This window comes from Gloeomargarita sp., assembly GCF_053491055.1.
Map to the genome: position 1 here is coordinate 1 of NZ_JBRCEP010000067.1, position 12720 is coordinate 12720.

Here is a 12720-nt window from a genome sequence, read left to right on the forward strand (position 1 = left end):
AGGGGATAGGTACTCATGGTTGCCACTGCGACAGAAACCAATGTGGGTCGGATTGTCCAGGTGATTGGGCCGGTGGTGGATGTAGCGTTTCCGCCCGGAAATTTGCCCAAGGTCTACGACGCCCTGCGGATAGAGAGCAAAAATCCGGCGGGTCAGGAGGTGGCGGTCACCTGCGAAGTCCAGCAGTTGTTGGGGGACAATATCGTGCGGGCGGTGGCCATGAGTTCCACCGATGGCCTGGTGCGGGGCATGCCGGTGATCAACACAGGGGCGCCCATCAGCGTGCCGGTGGGGGAAGTGACCCTGGGGCGGATTTTTAATGTGTTGGGGGAACCGGTGGATGAAAAAGGGCCGGTGCCCAGGGATGTGACCCTACCCATTCACCGTCCGGCACCCAAATTCACCGATTTAGAAATTAAACCGTCGATTTTGGAAACCGGCATCAAGGTGATCGATTTGCTCACCCCCTACCGGCGGGGCGGCAAAATCGGGCTGTTTGGCGGGGCAGGTGTGGGCAAAACCGTGATCATGATGGAGTTGATCAACAATATCGCCATCAATCACGGCGGCGTCTCGGTGTTTGGCGGTGTGGGCGAGCGCACCCGCGAAGGCAATGACCTGTACAACGAAATGATTGAATCTGGGGTGATCAACCAGGAAGACCCCCGCAAGTCGAAAATTGCCCTGGTCTACGGCCAGATGAATGAGCCGCCGGGGGCGCGGATGCGGGTGGGGCTGGCGGCCCTGACGATGGCAGAATACTTCCGGGATGTGAACAAGCAGGATGTCTTGCTGTTTATTGACAATATCTTCCGGTTTGTGCAGGCGGGTTCGGAGGTGTCGGCCCTGTTGGGGCGGATGCCCTCGGCGGTAGGCTACCAACCCACCCTGGGCACGGATATGGGGGCTTTGCAGGAGCGGATCACCTCCACGCGGGAAGGGTCGATCACCTCGATTCAGGCGGTGTATGTTCCGGCGGACGACCTGACGGACCCGGCGCCGGCGACCACGTTTGCCCACTTGGACGGGACGACGGTGCTCTCGCGGGCGTTGGCGGCCAAGGGCATTTACCCGGCGGTCGATCCCCTGGAATCCACCTCCACCATGTTGCAACCGAGTATTGTCGGCCAGGAGCATTACACGGTGGCGCGGCGGGTGCAGGCGACCCTGCAACGCTATAAGGAGTTGCAGGATATTATTGCCATCTTGGGGTTGGACGAACTCTCGGAGGAAGACCGGTTGACGGTGGCGCGCGCCCGCAAGATTGAGCGGTTTTTGTCCCAGCCGTTTTTCGTGGCGGAGGTGTTCACCGGCGCCCCGGGCAAATATGTTAAGTTAGAAGATACGATTAAGGGCTTCAAGATGATCCTGGATGGGGAGCTGGACGACCTGCCGGAACAGGCGTTTTATATGGTCGGGGACATCGAAGAGGCCAAGGCCAAGGCGGAAAAACTCAGGGCTGAGGGCAGAGCATGACCCTAACGGTACGGGTGATTACGCCGGGGCAGACGGTGTGGGACGGCACGGCCCAGGAGGTGATTCTGCCGAGTATGTCGGGGCAGTTGGGTGTGTTGACCGACCACATTCCCCTATTGACGGCGCTGGATATTGGCGTGATGCAGATCAAGGCGGGGGGGAAGTGGTTGCCCCTGGTGGTTTTGGGGGGCTTTGCCGAGGTGGAAAACAATGAGGTGACGGTGCTGGTCAATGGGGCGGAACCGGGCACCAAGTTGGATGCGGCCCAGGTGCAGGCGGAGTTGAACGCGGCGGAGGCGGCCCTGGCCAAGGCGGTGACCCGCAAGGAGAAGTTGGATGCCACCCAGCAGGTGAAACAGGCCAGGGCGCGCTTACAGGCGGTACGGCTGGTGGCGGCAGAGCGATGAGTGCGGTGCTGGCCAGTTACATCCACCCGATTCCCCCACCCACGGAGCCTTTGCAGTACCGGGCGATTGGGGTGTTGCGGGGGCGCTACGAACCCTCACCGGAGCAATTTACCAAGGGGGTGTTGATCACCCACGACGGGGTGCGGGTGGATGCGGTGCTCTTGGGGCGGTTGATGAGCTTGGTGAAAAAAAAGCTGGATTTGTCCCAGGAGCGGCTGTGGGTGGTGTATCCCCGCACGCGCAAAAAACCGCGGGTCAAGCCGGGGGAACCGGTGCCGGATACGCCCTTTTTGCCCTTGCATGTGCAGATGATGGGGGTGTGGGAGCCGGGGGAACTCCACCCCGACGAAGCCTTGGCGCAGGCGGACATCCGGGTGGAGGAGGATTATTTTTCTGTGCGGGGGGAAGTGGTGCGCTACAGCCAGCAAAACCAGCGGGTTGTCGTGCGGATTCGGCGGGCGCCTACGAACCTGAAGGCGGCGGCGGAGACTTTTAAGCTGGAACTCAAGGGGACGTTGCCCCAGCCGGGGAAGGGGGCGTTTTGGGATTTGCAGGTGCAGCGCCAGGGAAATGAACTGCTGATTCGGCAAGCCCATCCGGTGGCGCCCATTTTGCCCACCAAAACAACAGCCCGTCGTCCTGGCCCCAGCGCCCGCCCTTCCCGGCCACCTGGCGCCAAGGGGGGAGAGCGGCCCACACCCAAACCCACACCGCCTCGTGCTGGCTCCTCGTCCCCCCAGTCCTAAGTCCCACCTGCGGGCCTACTTGCGGGCGCAACGCCAAGGGATGTCGCCGGGGCAGCGCCAGCAAGCCAATCAGCACCTCATCCACCATCTCACCCGCCATCCCTGCTGGCAGCGCGCGCGTCAGGTCTTTGGCTACGTCAGCATCCAGGGGGAACCGGATTTGGGGCATTTGTGGCCCACCGGGGAGAAAATCTGGGGGTTACCCCGTCGCGAGGGGGCGATGTTGCGCTGGCATCGCTGGCAGGTCGGGATGCGTCTGCAGGGGGAAAAGCTGCCCGAACCCGACCCGGAGGCTCCTGTGCTTACGCCCCAACCGGGCGATTTACTGCTGATTCCGGCTCTGGCTTATGACCGGCAGGGCTACCGTTTGGGGTATGGGGGGGGTTATTTCGACCGGCTGTTGGCCCAACCGGAATGGCAGGGCGTGTACCGGGTGGGGGTTATTTTTCAGCGGTTTCTGCTGCCGGTGCTGCCGCGGGACCCTTGGGACCAGCCGGTGCAGGCGGTGTGTACCGATCAGGGTTGGTGGGAGATAGGCCCGCTTGCCGGAGAATTTCTGGGATCAAATCCTCCCGTTTGACCGCCATCAAATGCACCCCTTGGCAGAGTTGGCGCGCCCATTGCACCTGTTCGCTGGCAATGCGGATGCCTTCTTCGAGGGGATGGGCGGCCCGTTCCAAGCGCCGAATCACCGCTTCGGGAATCTTGACCCCTGGCACGTATTTATTGATGTAGTGGGCATTTTTGGCCGATTTGAGCAGAAAAATACCGGCCAAAATCGGGCGACCGCACCCCTGGGCAATCTGGGTCATGAATTTTTCCAGCCGGTCAAAATCCACAATCATTTGACTTTGGAAAAACTGCGCCCCCGCTTGCAGTTTGCGCTCAAACCGCCTTTGTAACCCGGACCAGCTCTCGGATTGGGGGTCAACGGCGGCGCCGGGAAACAGATGCAACGCGCCATCCGGCAGGGGTTGATTCTCGCTATCTAGCCCCTGGTTGAGTTTTTGAATCACCTGCAACAGACGCACCGATTCGTAGTCATAGACGGGTTTGGCCTGCGGCTGGTCGCCGGCACTGACCGGGTCGCCGGTTAAAGCCAGGACATTGCGAATCCCTAAAGCACTGGCGCCCATCAAATCCGCTTGCAGGGCGATGCGATTGCGGTCCCGGCAGGCGATTTGATAGATGGGTTCCAGGTGATGCTGTTGTAATAAACTGGCCGCCGCTAGGGAACTCATGCGCAAGACGGCCCGACTGCCATCGGTAACGTTGATGCCATGCACCCAGGGGTCCAACAGCCGGGCCATCTGAATCATGGCGGCGGGGTTGCCCCCTTTAGGCGGCATCACTTCCGCGGTGATGAGAAATTCCCCCCGTTGAATTCCCTGTTGTAGGCGGCTTAGCTGACTCATGGGATGCGCCATCGGTCAGGAAGTGACATAGGCAGCCACCCATTCATACCGGTATTGGCATACCCATTGCTTTTTGCACCTGTTCGAGGGTGGTCTGCGCCACCTGCTGCGCCCGTTCCCGTCCCTCCCGCAACACCTGGTACAGGTAATCTTGAGCGGCCATCAATTCCTGATAACGGGCTTGTAAAGGCCGCAAATGTTCGATAATGGCTTCTGCCAGTTTGGGTTTGAATTCCCCCCAACTCATGTCTTGGACTTCGGCGGCGACGGTCGCTTTATCGCGTTCGGTGAAGATTTGGTAGAGGGTGAGGAGATTGTGGCACTCCGGTCGTTCCGGGTCGTCAAAGGTTAACCCCCGAATGGAGTCGGTTTTGCAGCGTTTGATTTTTTTTTGGATCACCTCCGGCGGGTCCAGCAGGTTAATGCGACTCATATCGGAAGGGTCGGATTTCGACATTTTGCTGGTGCCATCGGTCAAACTCATCACCCGTGCGCCGGTGGTGCCAATCAGGGGTTGGGGCACCTTCAAAATGGGCCGCTCCGGTGTGGCGAATAGATAATTAAACCGCTGGGCAATATCGCGGGTAAGTTCCAAGTGCTGTTTTTGGTCCTCGCCCACCGGCACCAAATCCGCCTGGTACAGCAAAATATCGGCGGCCATCAACACCGGATAATCCAACAACCCCACCCCCACCTCTTCCCCTTGTTTGAGGGCTTTCTCTTTGAATTGGATCATCCGCTCCAACCAATTCAAGGGTGTGATGCAATTCAACAACCAGGCCAGTTGGCTGTGGGCAGGCACATGGGATTGGATAAAGATCACACTGTATTGAGGGTCGAGGCCGCAGGCTAAGTACAAAGCCGCTACCGTATAGGCATTTTGGGCCAGTTCGGCAGGCTGATAGGGCACGGTCATGGCGTGCAAATCCACCACACAGAAATAATTTTCCCGCTCCTTTTGCCCCAACACCCAGTTGCGGATGGCGCCCAGGTAATTGCCCAGATGGAGATTGCCGGTGGGTTGCACCCCCGAAAGCACCCGTGGCCGTTGCATACGGTTTGTCAGCAGTAAGGGCTGAAACCTATTGTAATGGTCTGGGGATACCCAACGGGATTCGCGCTGGTAATAATAAAGGGGGGGTAGGGCGTGGGTCACAGTGACACATCGCACACAGCATTGGTTTCGCTTGGCGGTACAACTGCGGGGGTCGGTTTTGCCCAGGATTACCCCGCGCATTGTTCTATTTATGGGCTATGGTGCCCTGGTTGTGCTGTCGCGCCAAATGGGCTGGCAGTTGCCAATTCGTATGCTGGGGGAATTGACCGCGAATGTGGCCTACAATTTGGTGCTTGGTCTGTTGCTGGTGTTTCGCACCAACAATTCCTACGACCGGTACTGGGAAGGCCGCAAAGCCTGGGGGCAAATGGTGATTGCCCTGCGGAATTTGGCGCGCACCATGCAGGTGAGTATTCCGGTCTCTAACGAAGTCGAATGGCAGGCCAAAAAACGGGCCTTGCATTTATTAATTGCCTTTCCCATTGCGGTGAAACTCCACCTGCGCCAAAACCCCGACGATCAGGAGTTGACCGACCTACTGAGCCCAGAGGAATGTGCCACTTTGGCGCAAGTGCCCAATCGTCCCCTCTACATCACCCTCTGGCTGCAGGACTATTTGCAAAAGCAGGTGGACCAGGGGCGTTTGGATTCCAACCGCGCCTGGGAATTGGATGACTCCATGAACCAATTGATCCAGGGCTTGACCGCCTGCGAACGCATCGTCAGCACCCCCCTGCCCATGGCCTATGTGATTTACCTCAAGCAACTCATTTTGGTCTATTGCCTGGCGTTGCCTTGGAGCCTAAAACCGGAATTGGGCTGGACGATGGTGTTAATTGTGGGGGTAGTGGCGTTTATTCTTATGGGGGTAGAAGAATTGGCGCGGGAAATCGAAAACCCCTTTGGGTTGGATGTGAATGACCTGCCCTTGGAAGAACTCTGCGCCACCATCCGCCGCAATGTGACCATGATTCTCCAGTTTTCTGCCCCTCAATTCCCTGCTGCCTATGAGCGCTAAAGTTTCTCCCACGGCGATTGGACTGTGGTTGCGCCCGGTGTTGACCCTGCGGGGGTCGGTGCTTCCCAACGTGTTGCCGTTGATGGGCCTGTTTATGGGCTATAGCGCCCTGATCGTGGCGGCCTGGCACATGAACCTACTGGCGCCGATTCGCGTCTTGGGGGAATTGACCAACAACGTGGTGTGCAATTTGGTGTTGGGGTTGTTGCTGGTGTTTCGCACCAACAGTTCCTACGACCGGTACTGGGAAGGGCGCAAGGCCTGGGGCGACATTGTGGTGAATGTGCGGAATTTGGCGCGCACCATCCAACTGTGTATTCCGGTGCCAACGGAGACGGAATCCCAGCAGCGGCAACGCATATTACAGATGTTACCCGGGTTGGCGGTGGCAACCAAACTCCATCTCCGGGAGACCACAGACCAGACCGACCTCGCGCCCTATTTTCACACCGATGAACTGGCCCAGTTGCAGCACAGTCCCAACCGTCCTTTGCAAATTGCCCTCTGGATTCAGGACTACCTCCAGCAGGAATTTCAACAGGAACGCATCGATACCGTGCGGCTACTGGAACTAAACCAATTTCTCAACGCCATCATCCAGGGGTTGACCGCCTGCGAACGGATTCGCCAGACCCCCATTCCCCCCGCCTATTTGATCTACCTGCGCCGGTTGATTGCCCTGTATTGCCTGTGCCTGCCGGTAGCGCTGGTGAACCAGTGGGACTGGTGGACCGTTCTGGTCGCGGGCATTGTGGGCTTTATCCTGTTTGGCATCGAGGAACTGGGGCGTCAGATCGCCGACCCGTTTGGCTTGGACCCCAACGATTTGCCCCTAGAAGCCATCTGCGCCACCCTGGCCGAAAATGTCAAGACCATTGCCGGGATGCCTGGGTTTGACAGTAATCCACCAGCGCCGCCAACCCCCAGCGATAGCTCGCTGCGCCAAACCCACTGATTTGCCCTACCGCCACCGGCGCAATCCAAGAATGATGCCGGTAGGACTCCCGCGCGTAAATGTTGCTCAGATGCACCTCCACCGTGGGAATCCCCGTCGCCCGGATGGCCTCGGCAATCGCCAAACTGGTGTGGCTATAGGCCCCCGGATTGAGCAGCAAGCCCTGAAATTCCCCCACCGCCTGCTGAATCCAATCCACCAACACCCCCTCGTGGTTGGACTGACGGCAAGTCACCCGCACCCCCAAGGCCTGGGCCTGAGCTTCTAACTGCTGGTTAATCTCTGCCAGGGATAGCTGCCCATAAATAGCCGGTTCACGTTGCCCCAGTAGGTTCAAATTGGGGCCATGCAAAACGAGAATATGCACTAACGGCGGTCATCCACCGGGACAGGAACCGGCTCCGCTTCGGGTTGCGGACCCAACAACACATCGATCAACCGTCTCAACCACTCTCTCAATTTGGCGAGGATGCTCTCCATAGACGCAATTCCCAAAGCAACAGCCCGAAGCATGGTATTTTTTATTATAGTCCGGGCGAAACCAACCGTCAGGGGGCATCCCATTCCCTACCCCTTACGGCTATGATCGTTGGGGGGTACCCATAACCAACAAACCAGCGGGAACGGGGGATGGAGCGCGAGGCCACGATTCTTTTTGCCGACATCAGCGGGAGCACCAAACTCTACGAAACCCTAGGAGATGCGGCGGCCTTGGCCGTGGTCAGTGACTGTCTGCACCTGTTGCACGAGGTGGGGCAAAAGTACCAGGGACAGTTGGTCAAAACCATCGGCGATGAAATCATGCTGCGGTTTCCCAACCCCTCGTTGGCAGCCCAGGCGGCTGTGGACATGCAAGACCAGGCGGCGCAATTTTTCCTCAACCGCAAGCTGATTTCCGGGTTAAAGGTGGGGTTCAACCACGGGGCGGTGCTCGTCCGACCCGATGGGGATGTGTTTGGGGATGCGGTGAATGTGGCGGCCCGCATGGTGCAACTGGCCAAACGCAACCAAATCCTGACCCCTGCCGACACCCTGCACCGCCTGGACCCGGCATTGCCCCTGCAAAAACGGCTGGTGGACCGCACCCTGGTGCGGGGCAAACAAGAACCGATTGAGGTCTATGAAATTTTGCTCCATGCCTCGGACGCCACGATTGTGGAGGGCAACGCCACCCCTGCTCCCGAACCCGCGCCGGTAACCGTGCGCCTGCGGTTGCAATTTCGCGACCAGGTGCATTATCTGGACGAAAAACACCATTCCCTGAGTTTGGGGCGCGCCCCGGACAACGACCTGGTGATTCGCTCGGAGCAGGTGTCTCGCCAGCACGGGCGGATCGAATTTCGCCGGGGCAAATTTGTCCTGGTGGACCAAAGCTCCAACGGTACCCACATCCGGCCCGTGGGGGAACCGCCGGTGCGGATTCATCGCGATGAATTTGTCCTGCACAAGGAGGGCACGATTCACCCCGGCGCCCTCGAAACCGAGCCGATCCGCTATCAATGTTTGGTCAGCCGGTTGGGTTGACAGCGGGGACAAAAATGGCTAGAGCGCCCGGCGATGGTACACCGTTGGATGGCCGTGCCGCAGACCCGACAGGGCTGTCCTGCCCGCCCGTACACCCAGGCTTGGTTCAGGTAATGGCCGTTCATGCCTTGCACATGGCGAAAGTGGGCAAAGGTGGTGCCGCCCAAAGCGATACTGGTGGCCAAAACCCGGCCGATGGCACCGTGCAGGTCGGCCACCTGGGCCAGGGATAAGCTCGCGCTGGGGGTCTGGGGGTGCAGGCCACTGAGAAACAGGCATTCGTCCGCGTAGATATTCCCCAACCCGGCGATCCAGGTTTGGTCTAAAAGCGCCGATTTAATCGGACGCCGGCTTCCTTGGCATTTTTGGTAGAGATAGGCCACCGTACAATCCCAGGGTTCTGGCCCGAGTTTCCGCAACCCGCTCACCACCTGGGTGAGCGCTTGTCCCGGCGCCACCCACCAAAACCGGCCAAAGGTGCGCTGGTCCACAAACCGCAGTTCGGCGCCCGTGGTCAAAAAAATGCGCGCCCGCGTGTGTTTGCCCACCGGCTGGGGGGTCGGCAGCCAGAGCAATTGCCCCGTCATGCGCAAATGCACCACCCACTGGCCGCCGTTGCCCAACTGCCCCAGGAGATATTTACCCCGCCGCTGCCAACTCTGTAGGACCTGGTGCGTCAGACCGGCGCTGAACGCCTCTGCACCACCCGCCACGCAGTCCGGGCGCATCAATTCCACCCGGTCAATGGTCAAACCGGCGGTGAGGTTGGCCAGGCCCCGGCGGATAATTTCGACTTCGGGTAATTCCGGCAAGGGGATGTTCGCTTATTGGCCTTTTTTCGGGGGCGGTTCCACTTCCTCCAGTTCATCCAGGGCAAAATTGTTGGTCGCCACACCGCCCTGTTCGCCGCTGTAGCCGGTGTAATTCACCCGGTCAAAGCGCACAATCACCGGATATTTGATCCCGCTTTGATCCACCGATGCCACCGTCCCCACATCCTGATACCAGTACGACTCTTTCCGGAGAATCCGCACCTTGGAACCCCGTTGGATCATGACCTTTCCTCCCATACACAGGCTGTTTCCTAGCTTAAAGCCCCCGGCGTCCCAAGGCTAGGGCCAGGGTGCTAAGAATTATTACCAGGTGGGGTCGTGGTATAGGTAAATCGTGAGGGTGCTTACCCCAGGGGGAATGCTGGTCAGGCAGGCGCGCACGGTTTCCGGTTCCGCCCCCGGCGCCAGTTCCCAGTCCACCACGCAGGCATGACAAGCCCCCATCAGACAGCCGGTGGGGATCGCCACCCCTGCCCGCGCCGCCACCTGCAATAGGGGTTCCCCCACCCCGGCGGTGACGGTGATGTCATCCGGCCAAAACCGCACCTGTACGCCCATCGGTCCTACACTGCCTCTGCCTTTGCTATTTTAGGTCAACGGCTGGGGAGGGCTTGGCATGACTGGAAACGTCCCGTATAGTTGTAACTAGGGCGATTAGACGCGCTTTGCCTGACCCTTTTGCGAGGAGTGAAACAACCTTATGAAACGATTGCTGCTGGTGGCGCTGGGGGGCTTGCTGGTGGGGGGAGCCGCGCCCGCACAGGCGCAATTTTTTGAGCATCATCCCAACGGGTTTAGCCACTTTACCACCGGGCCGAACACCCTGCCGTTGCAACGGATGTACAACCAAGTCTATTTCGGGAATACGGGTGGGTACTACTACCAATCCTGGTTGGCGGGGCAGACCCAGACCGTTTTTAATTTCCACTTGGGGCGGTTGAAGCCGGTGCCCGGTGGCCCGGAAATTGCCGTGCAGACCGATTCCCGCAACCTGTCCGAGTTGACGGTGAACATTATGGACATCCAGGGGCAGCTCCCCGGCCCCACCTACCGGGTGCAGGATTTGCCCACCCCCTATACCAGTTCCCTGTTTAACCTCAACTGCCGTGCCATCGAAACCGGCTGTGTCCGCGAGGGGGTGTTCTATCCGCCTACTCCCGCGGTGGAGACGCCCCAGGAATTTGTCCCCCCCCCAGGGACGCCGATTCGGGGTCGCGGTTAGGGATTCACTCCTCACCTTATTCCCATTTGAGAAAGGCGGCGGCGGCTCCCTGCTCCCGCCGAATTTTGCTGTCTTGTTCAAACCAGGCGATGATTTGGGCGGGGGTGAGTTGTTCCACCGGCACCTGGTAGGTCTGGGCGATGTGAATCAGCAGGCGCAGGGAGGAAATGGTCAGCCGGGTGAGGAATTTTTCGTGGGACGACAGCAGGGCGGCATCCACCTGAGCGGATTCTTCCAGGGTGAGAAACGGTTGGTTCATGGGTTGGCTTGAATGGCGGCCAGCGCTTTGTCCACGTGGGCGCGAAAGTCGAACTGGGAATCAAACACCAAGCGCACCACCCCCTGCGGGTCAATCACGTAGGTCACCCGCCCCGGAATCAGCCCAAAGGTCGCGGGAACCCCGTAAGTGCGCCGCAGTTCGTTGTGGGTGTCGCTCAGCAGAATAAAAGGGAGGTTGTACTTGCGTTGGAAGCGGGCATGGCTGGGGGTATCGTCGCTGCTGACCCCGATGACCACCGCACCAGCGCGCTGAAATTGTTCATAGTTGTCCCGAAAGGCGCAGGCTTCTGCCGTGCAGCCGGGCGTGTCGTCCTTGGGATAGAAATACAGCACCACCCATTGCCCGCGAAATTGCCCCAGACTGACCATCTGTCCACTGGCATCCGGCAACTGAAAGTCCGGCGCCGGCATCCCAACGGTAATTTTGCTCATGATGGTGTTAAGAATTGTTGCTTTATTGGTATTAGTATAGGCCAGATGCCTCAGGCGTGGAAGCGGAACTTCACGCTGCCCTTTTGACCGAGGATGATCACATCTTGGTCTTGCAGAGAGACTTCGCTGATCCGGGGGGATTGGACGCTATTGATAAAGGTGCCGTTGGTGGAGCCGCAATCCCGGAGGATGACCTGAACCTCGGTCACTTGGATACAGGCGTGTTGGCCGGACACTTGCGGGTCGGGGATGACAATGTCACAGCGTTGGGGGTCCCGTCCCAGGTAGTGGGTGCCCACCAGAGGAAACTCTTCCCCCAGGAGCGGGCCGCCGATGCACTCAAGCCGACTGGGGCGAAATGCTTCTGTAACGGGCACTTGCGGCAAGGGGGTGATCACCTGGGTCGTCGGTTCCGGCGGGGGAACCAGCAGCCGGGTCAGCGGTTCGGCTGGGGCAGGTGGCCGCGGCGGGGTTGGGGGCGTCATGGGGGCGGTGGTCGTCGGTTCCGGGAGGGGAAGGGTGGGCGGAACTTGCACCGGTGGAATCGGGCGGGGGCGGCGGCTCCACCAGATGGCCAGGCCTATGGCGCCGGCGCCCAGCAAGACAAGGCCACTGCCACCGAGCAGCAGCCCTTTTTGCCACCCGGCCAGGGGCGAAAGGTCTTGGCCTTGGGCAATCCGTTCTGTGGCTTGGGTCAAGAGGGTGTGCGCCTCCTGGTGTTGGGGATAGCGCTCCAGGATGGTCTGCAACAGGGGAAGGGCACGCCGGTAATGGGCTTGGCCAAAATGGGTCAAGCTTTCTTGCCACAGGGCATTGACAGGACTTTCTTGGTTGTCCACCCCGGCGCTGGCAAGAAACTGGCGGATGGTGGCGTTGGGAATCAGCCGGACCTGCTGCCCCTGCACCGCGGCCAACCCCAACACTTCGCCGCTGGGGAGCAAGACGATGGCGCCCGCCAAACCCTGCACCTTGGGAAAGCGCATCCCCTGGCCGGTCCAGGTGCCTGGGTACAGGGTCGCGGTGATTTTCTCAGGTGTGTAGGTCTGGGCCAGGGCGTAGATGGGGGTCCCTGGCGCGGGGGGCTGGGTTTCCCCGAAGACCACCGTGGGCGTACCATTCAGGGGCACGCTCACCAAAGCCAGATTTTCGGGCAGGGCATACTTCACCACCTGAAAGTCGTAGGGCTGGTCGGCGCGTCCCCCGGACAAAAACACATACTGCAACCGTTCCCACTGTTCCAGCCGGGCTTCCGGGCGAATGTAATCCATCGCTTCCTGGAGGCTGGCAGGCGTGATGGGAATCTGACGATCCGGGTAGGCTTGGTTGTACAACTCCAGCCGTTGGCGCGCCAAATCC

Annotated in this window: 16 protein-coding genes and 1 pseudogene; 8 read left to right on the forward strand and 9 right to left on the reverse strand. The window is 59.6% G+C overall.

From position 1 onward, the window contains the following. The first annotated feature begins 15 nt into the window (after positions 1-15). The 4 genes and pseudogenes from atpD to ACWISF_RS07325 form a co-directional block, all read left to right on the forward strand. A complete protein-coding gene (gene atpD / locus ACWISF_RS07310) occupies positions 16-1476 on the forward strand; it encodes a F0F1 ATP synthase subunit beta (RefSeq protein WP_448380924.1) in 1461 nt (486 codons plus the stop codon). Next, a complete protein-coding gene (atpC, locus tag ACWISF_RS07315) occupies positions 1473-1883 on the forward strand; it encodes an ATP synthase F1 subunit epsilon (RefSeq protein ID WP_448380925.1) in 411 nt (136 codons plus the stop codon). Before atpD ends, atpC begins: the two co-directional genes overlap by 4 nt. Further along, complete coding sequence (locus ACWISF_RS07320; RefSeq protein ID WP_448380926.1) at positions 1880-2629, forward strand: hypothetical protein; 750 nt, start codon at positions 1880-1882, stop codon at positions 2627-2629. The genes atpC and ACWISF_RS07320 overlap by 4 nt, the downstream gene beginning before the upstream one ends. A 40-nt stretch (positions 2630-2669) precedes the next feature. Beyond that, a pseudogene (locus ACWISF_RS07325) lies at positions 2670-3083 on the forward strand (5-formyltetrahydrofolate cyclo-ligase); the annotation flags it as partial. Here ACWISF_RS07325 and ACWISF_RS07330 read toward each other — a convergent pair. Then, positions 3070-4044, reverse strand: a complete 975-nt coding sequence (locus ACWISF_RS07330) for a methylenetetrahydrofolate reductase (RefSeq protein ID WP_448380927.1) — start codon at positions 4042-4044, stop codon at positions 3070-3072. The pseudogene ACWISF_RS07325 and the gene ACWISF_RS07330 overlap by 14 nt on opposite strands. Positions 4045-4087: 43 nt before the next feature. Then, complete coding sequence (trpS, locus tag ACWISF_RS07335) at positions 4088-5098, reverse strand: tryptophan--tRNA ligase (RefSeq protein WP_448380928.1); 1011 nt, start codon at positions 5096-5098, stop codon at positions 4088-4090. Positions 5099-5201: 103 nt separating this feature from the next. Here trpS and ACWISF_RS07340 point away from each other — a divergent pair, with 103 nt between their 5' ends. Both ACWISF_RS07340 and ACWISF_RS07345 read left to right on the forward strand, forming a co-directional pair. Next, on the forward strand, positions 5202-6119 hold the full coding sequence (locus ACWISF_RS07340; protein ID WP_448380929.1) for a bestrophin family protein: 918 nt from the start codon (positions 5202-5204) through the stop codon (positions 6117-6119). Continuing rightward, on the forward strand, positions 6109-7074 hold the full coding sequence (locus tag ACWISF_RS07345; protein WP_448380930.1) for a bestrophin family protein: 966 nt from the start codon (positions 6109-6111) through the stop codon (positions 7072-7074). Before ACWISF_RS07340 ends, ACWISF_RS07345 begins: the two co-directional genes overlap by 11 nt. Here the strand turns inward: ACWISF_RS07345 and aroQ are convergent. Then, entirely contained in the window at positions 6986-7441 is a 456-nt protein-coding gene (gene aroQ, locus ACWISF_RS07350; RefSeq protein WP_448380931.1) for a type II 3-dehydroquinate dehydratase, read from the reverse strand. The two genes, ACWISF_RS07345 and aroQ, sit on opposite strands and share 89 nt — an antisense overlap. A gap of 263 nt (positions 7442-7704) precedes the next feature. Between aroQ and ACWISF_RS07355 the strand changes: the two genes are divergently transcribed. After that, positions 7705-8598: an adenylate/guanylate cyclase domain-containing protein gene (locus tag ACWISF_RS07355; protein WP_448380932.1), complete on the forward strand. Its 894-nt coding sequence runs from the start codon at positions 7705-7707 to the stop codon at positions 8596-8598. Here ACWISF_RS07355 and ACWISF_RS07360 read toward each other — a convergent pair. The 3 genes from ACWISF_RS07360 to ACWISF_RS07370 all read right to left on the reverse strand — a co-directional run bounded on the left by ACWISF_RS07360 (position 8571) and on the right by ACWISF_RS07370 (position 9989). Then, on the reverse strand, positions 8571-9410 hold the full coding sequence (locus ACWISF_RS07360; RefSeq protein ID WP_448380933.1) for a DNA-formamidopyrimidine glycosylase: 840 nt from the start codon (positions 9408-9410) through the stop codon (positions 8571-8573). The two genes, ACWISF_RS07355 and ACWISF_RS07360, sit on opposite strands and share 28 nt — an antisense overlap. A gap of 12 nt (positions 9411-9422) precedes the next feature. Beyond that, positions 9423-9653 carry a photosystem I reaction center subunit IV gene (locus ACWISF_RS07365; RefSeq protein WP_448380934.1) on the reverse strand — a complete coding sequence of 77 codons (231 nt, stop codon included), beginning with the start codon at positions 9651-9653 and terminating at the stop codon, positions 9423-9425. 81 nt (positions 9654-9734) lie between these two features. Continuing rightward, the gene (locus tag ACWISF_RS07370; RefSeq protein ID WP_448380935.1) at positions 9735-9989 is read right to left on the reverse strand and encodes a 2Fe-2S iron-sulfur cluster-binding protein; all 255 of its coding nucleotides are present in this window, start codon (positions 9987-9989) and stop codon (positions 9735-9737) included. A 142-nt stretch (positions 9990-10131) separates the two neighbouring features. Between ACWISF_RS07370 and ACWISF_RS07375 the strand changes: the two genes are divergently transcribed. Next, positions 10132-10653, forward strand: a complete 522-nt coding sequence (locus ACWISF_RS07375) for a hypothetical protein (protein ID WP_448380936.1) — start codon at positions 10132-10134, stop codon at positions 10651-10653. A gap of 16 nt (positions 10654-10669) precedes the next feature. Here the strand turns inward: ACWISF_RS07375 and ACWISF_RS07380 are convergent, their stop codons facing one another. From ACWISF_RS07380 to ACWISF_RS07390, 3 genes are all read right to left on the reverse strand, one after another. Further along, complete coding sequence (locus ACWISF_RS07380) at positions 10670-10912, reverse strand: hypothetical protein (protein WP_448380937.1); 243 nt, start codon at positions 10910-10912, stop codon at positions 10670-10672. Further along, positions 10909-11343: a peroxiredoxin gene (locus ACWISF_RS07385; protein WP_448380938.1), complete on the reverse strand. Its 435-nt coding sequence runs from the start codon at positions 11341-11343 to the stop codon at positions 10909-10911. Before ACWISF_RS07385 ends, ACWISF_RS07380 begins: the two co-directional genes overlap by 4 nt. Positions 11344-11414: 71 nt before the next feature. Continuing rightward, positions 11415-12720: FHA domain-containing protein (locus ACWISF_RS07390; RefSeq protein WP_448380939.1), on the reverse strand; the 1306-nt coding region annotated here is incomplete at its 5' end.

Excerpts from the sequence above, each read along its gene's own strand:
- ACWISF_RS07345 (WP_448380930.1), top strand. The coding sequence starts at position 6,109 with ATGAGCGCTAAAGTTTCTCCCACGGCGATTGGACTGTGGTTGCGCCCG.
- ACWISF_RS07375 (WP_448380936.1), top strand. The coding sequence starts at position 10,132 with ATGAAACGATTGCTGCTGGTGGCGCTGGGGGGCTTGCTGGTGGGGGGA.
- ACWISF_RS07365 (WP_448380934.1), bottom strand. The coding sequence starts at position 9,653 with ATGATCCAACGGGGTTCCAAGGTGCGGATTCTCCGGAAAGAGTCGTAC.
- trpS (WP_448380928.1), bottom strand. The coding sequence starts at position 5,098 with ATGCAACGGCCACGGGTGCTTTCGGGGGTGCAACCCACCGGCAATCTC.
- atpC (WP_448380925.1), top strand. The coding sequence starts at position 1,473 with ATGACCCTAACGGTACGGGTGATTACGCCGGGGCAGACGGTGTGGGAC.
- ACWISF_RS07355 (WP_448380932.1), top strand. The coding sequence starts at position 7,705 with ATGGAGCGCGAGGCCACGATTCTTTTTGCCGACATCAGCGGGAGCACC.
- atpD (WP_448380924.1), top strand. The coding sequence starts at position 16 with ATGGTTGCCACTGCGACAGAAACCAATGTGGGTCGGATTGTCCAGGTG.
- ACWISF_RS07320 (WP_448380926.1), top strand. The coding sequence starts at position 1,880 with ATGAGTGCGGTGCTGGCCAGTTACATCCACCCGATTCCCCCACCCACG.
- ACWISF_RS07370 (WP_448380935.1), bottom strand. The coding sequence starts at position 9,989 with ATGGGCGTACAGGTGCGGTTTTGGCCGGATGACATCACCGTCACCGCC.
- ACWISF_RS07330 (WP_448380927.1), bottom strand. The coding sequence starts at position 4,044 with ATGAGTCAGCTAAGCCGCCTACAACAGGGAATTCAACGGGGGGAATTT.
- ACWISF_RS07385 (WP_448380938.1), bottom strand. The coding sequence starts at position 11,343 with ATGCCGGCGCCGGACTTTCAGTTGCCGGATGCCAGTGGACAGATGGTC.
- ACWISF_RS07380 (WP_448380937.1), bottom strand. The coding sequence starts at position 10,912 with ATGAACCAACCGTTTCTCACCCTGGAAGAATCCGCTCAGGTGGATGCC.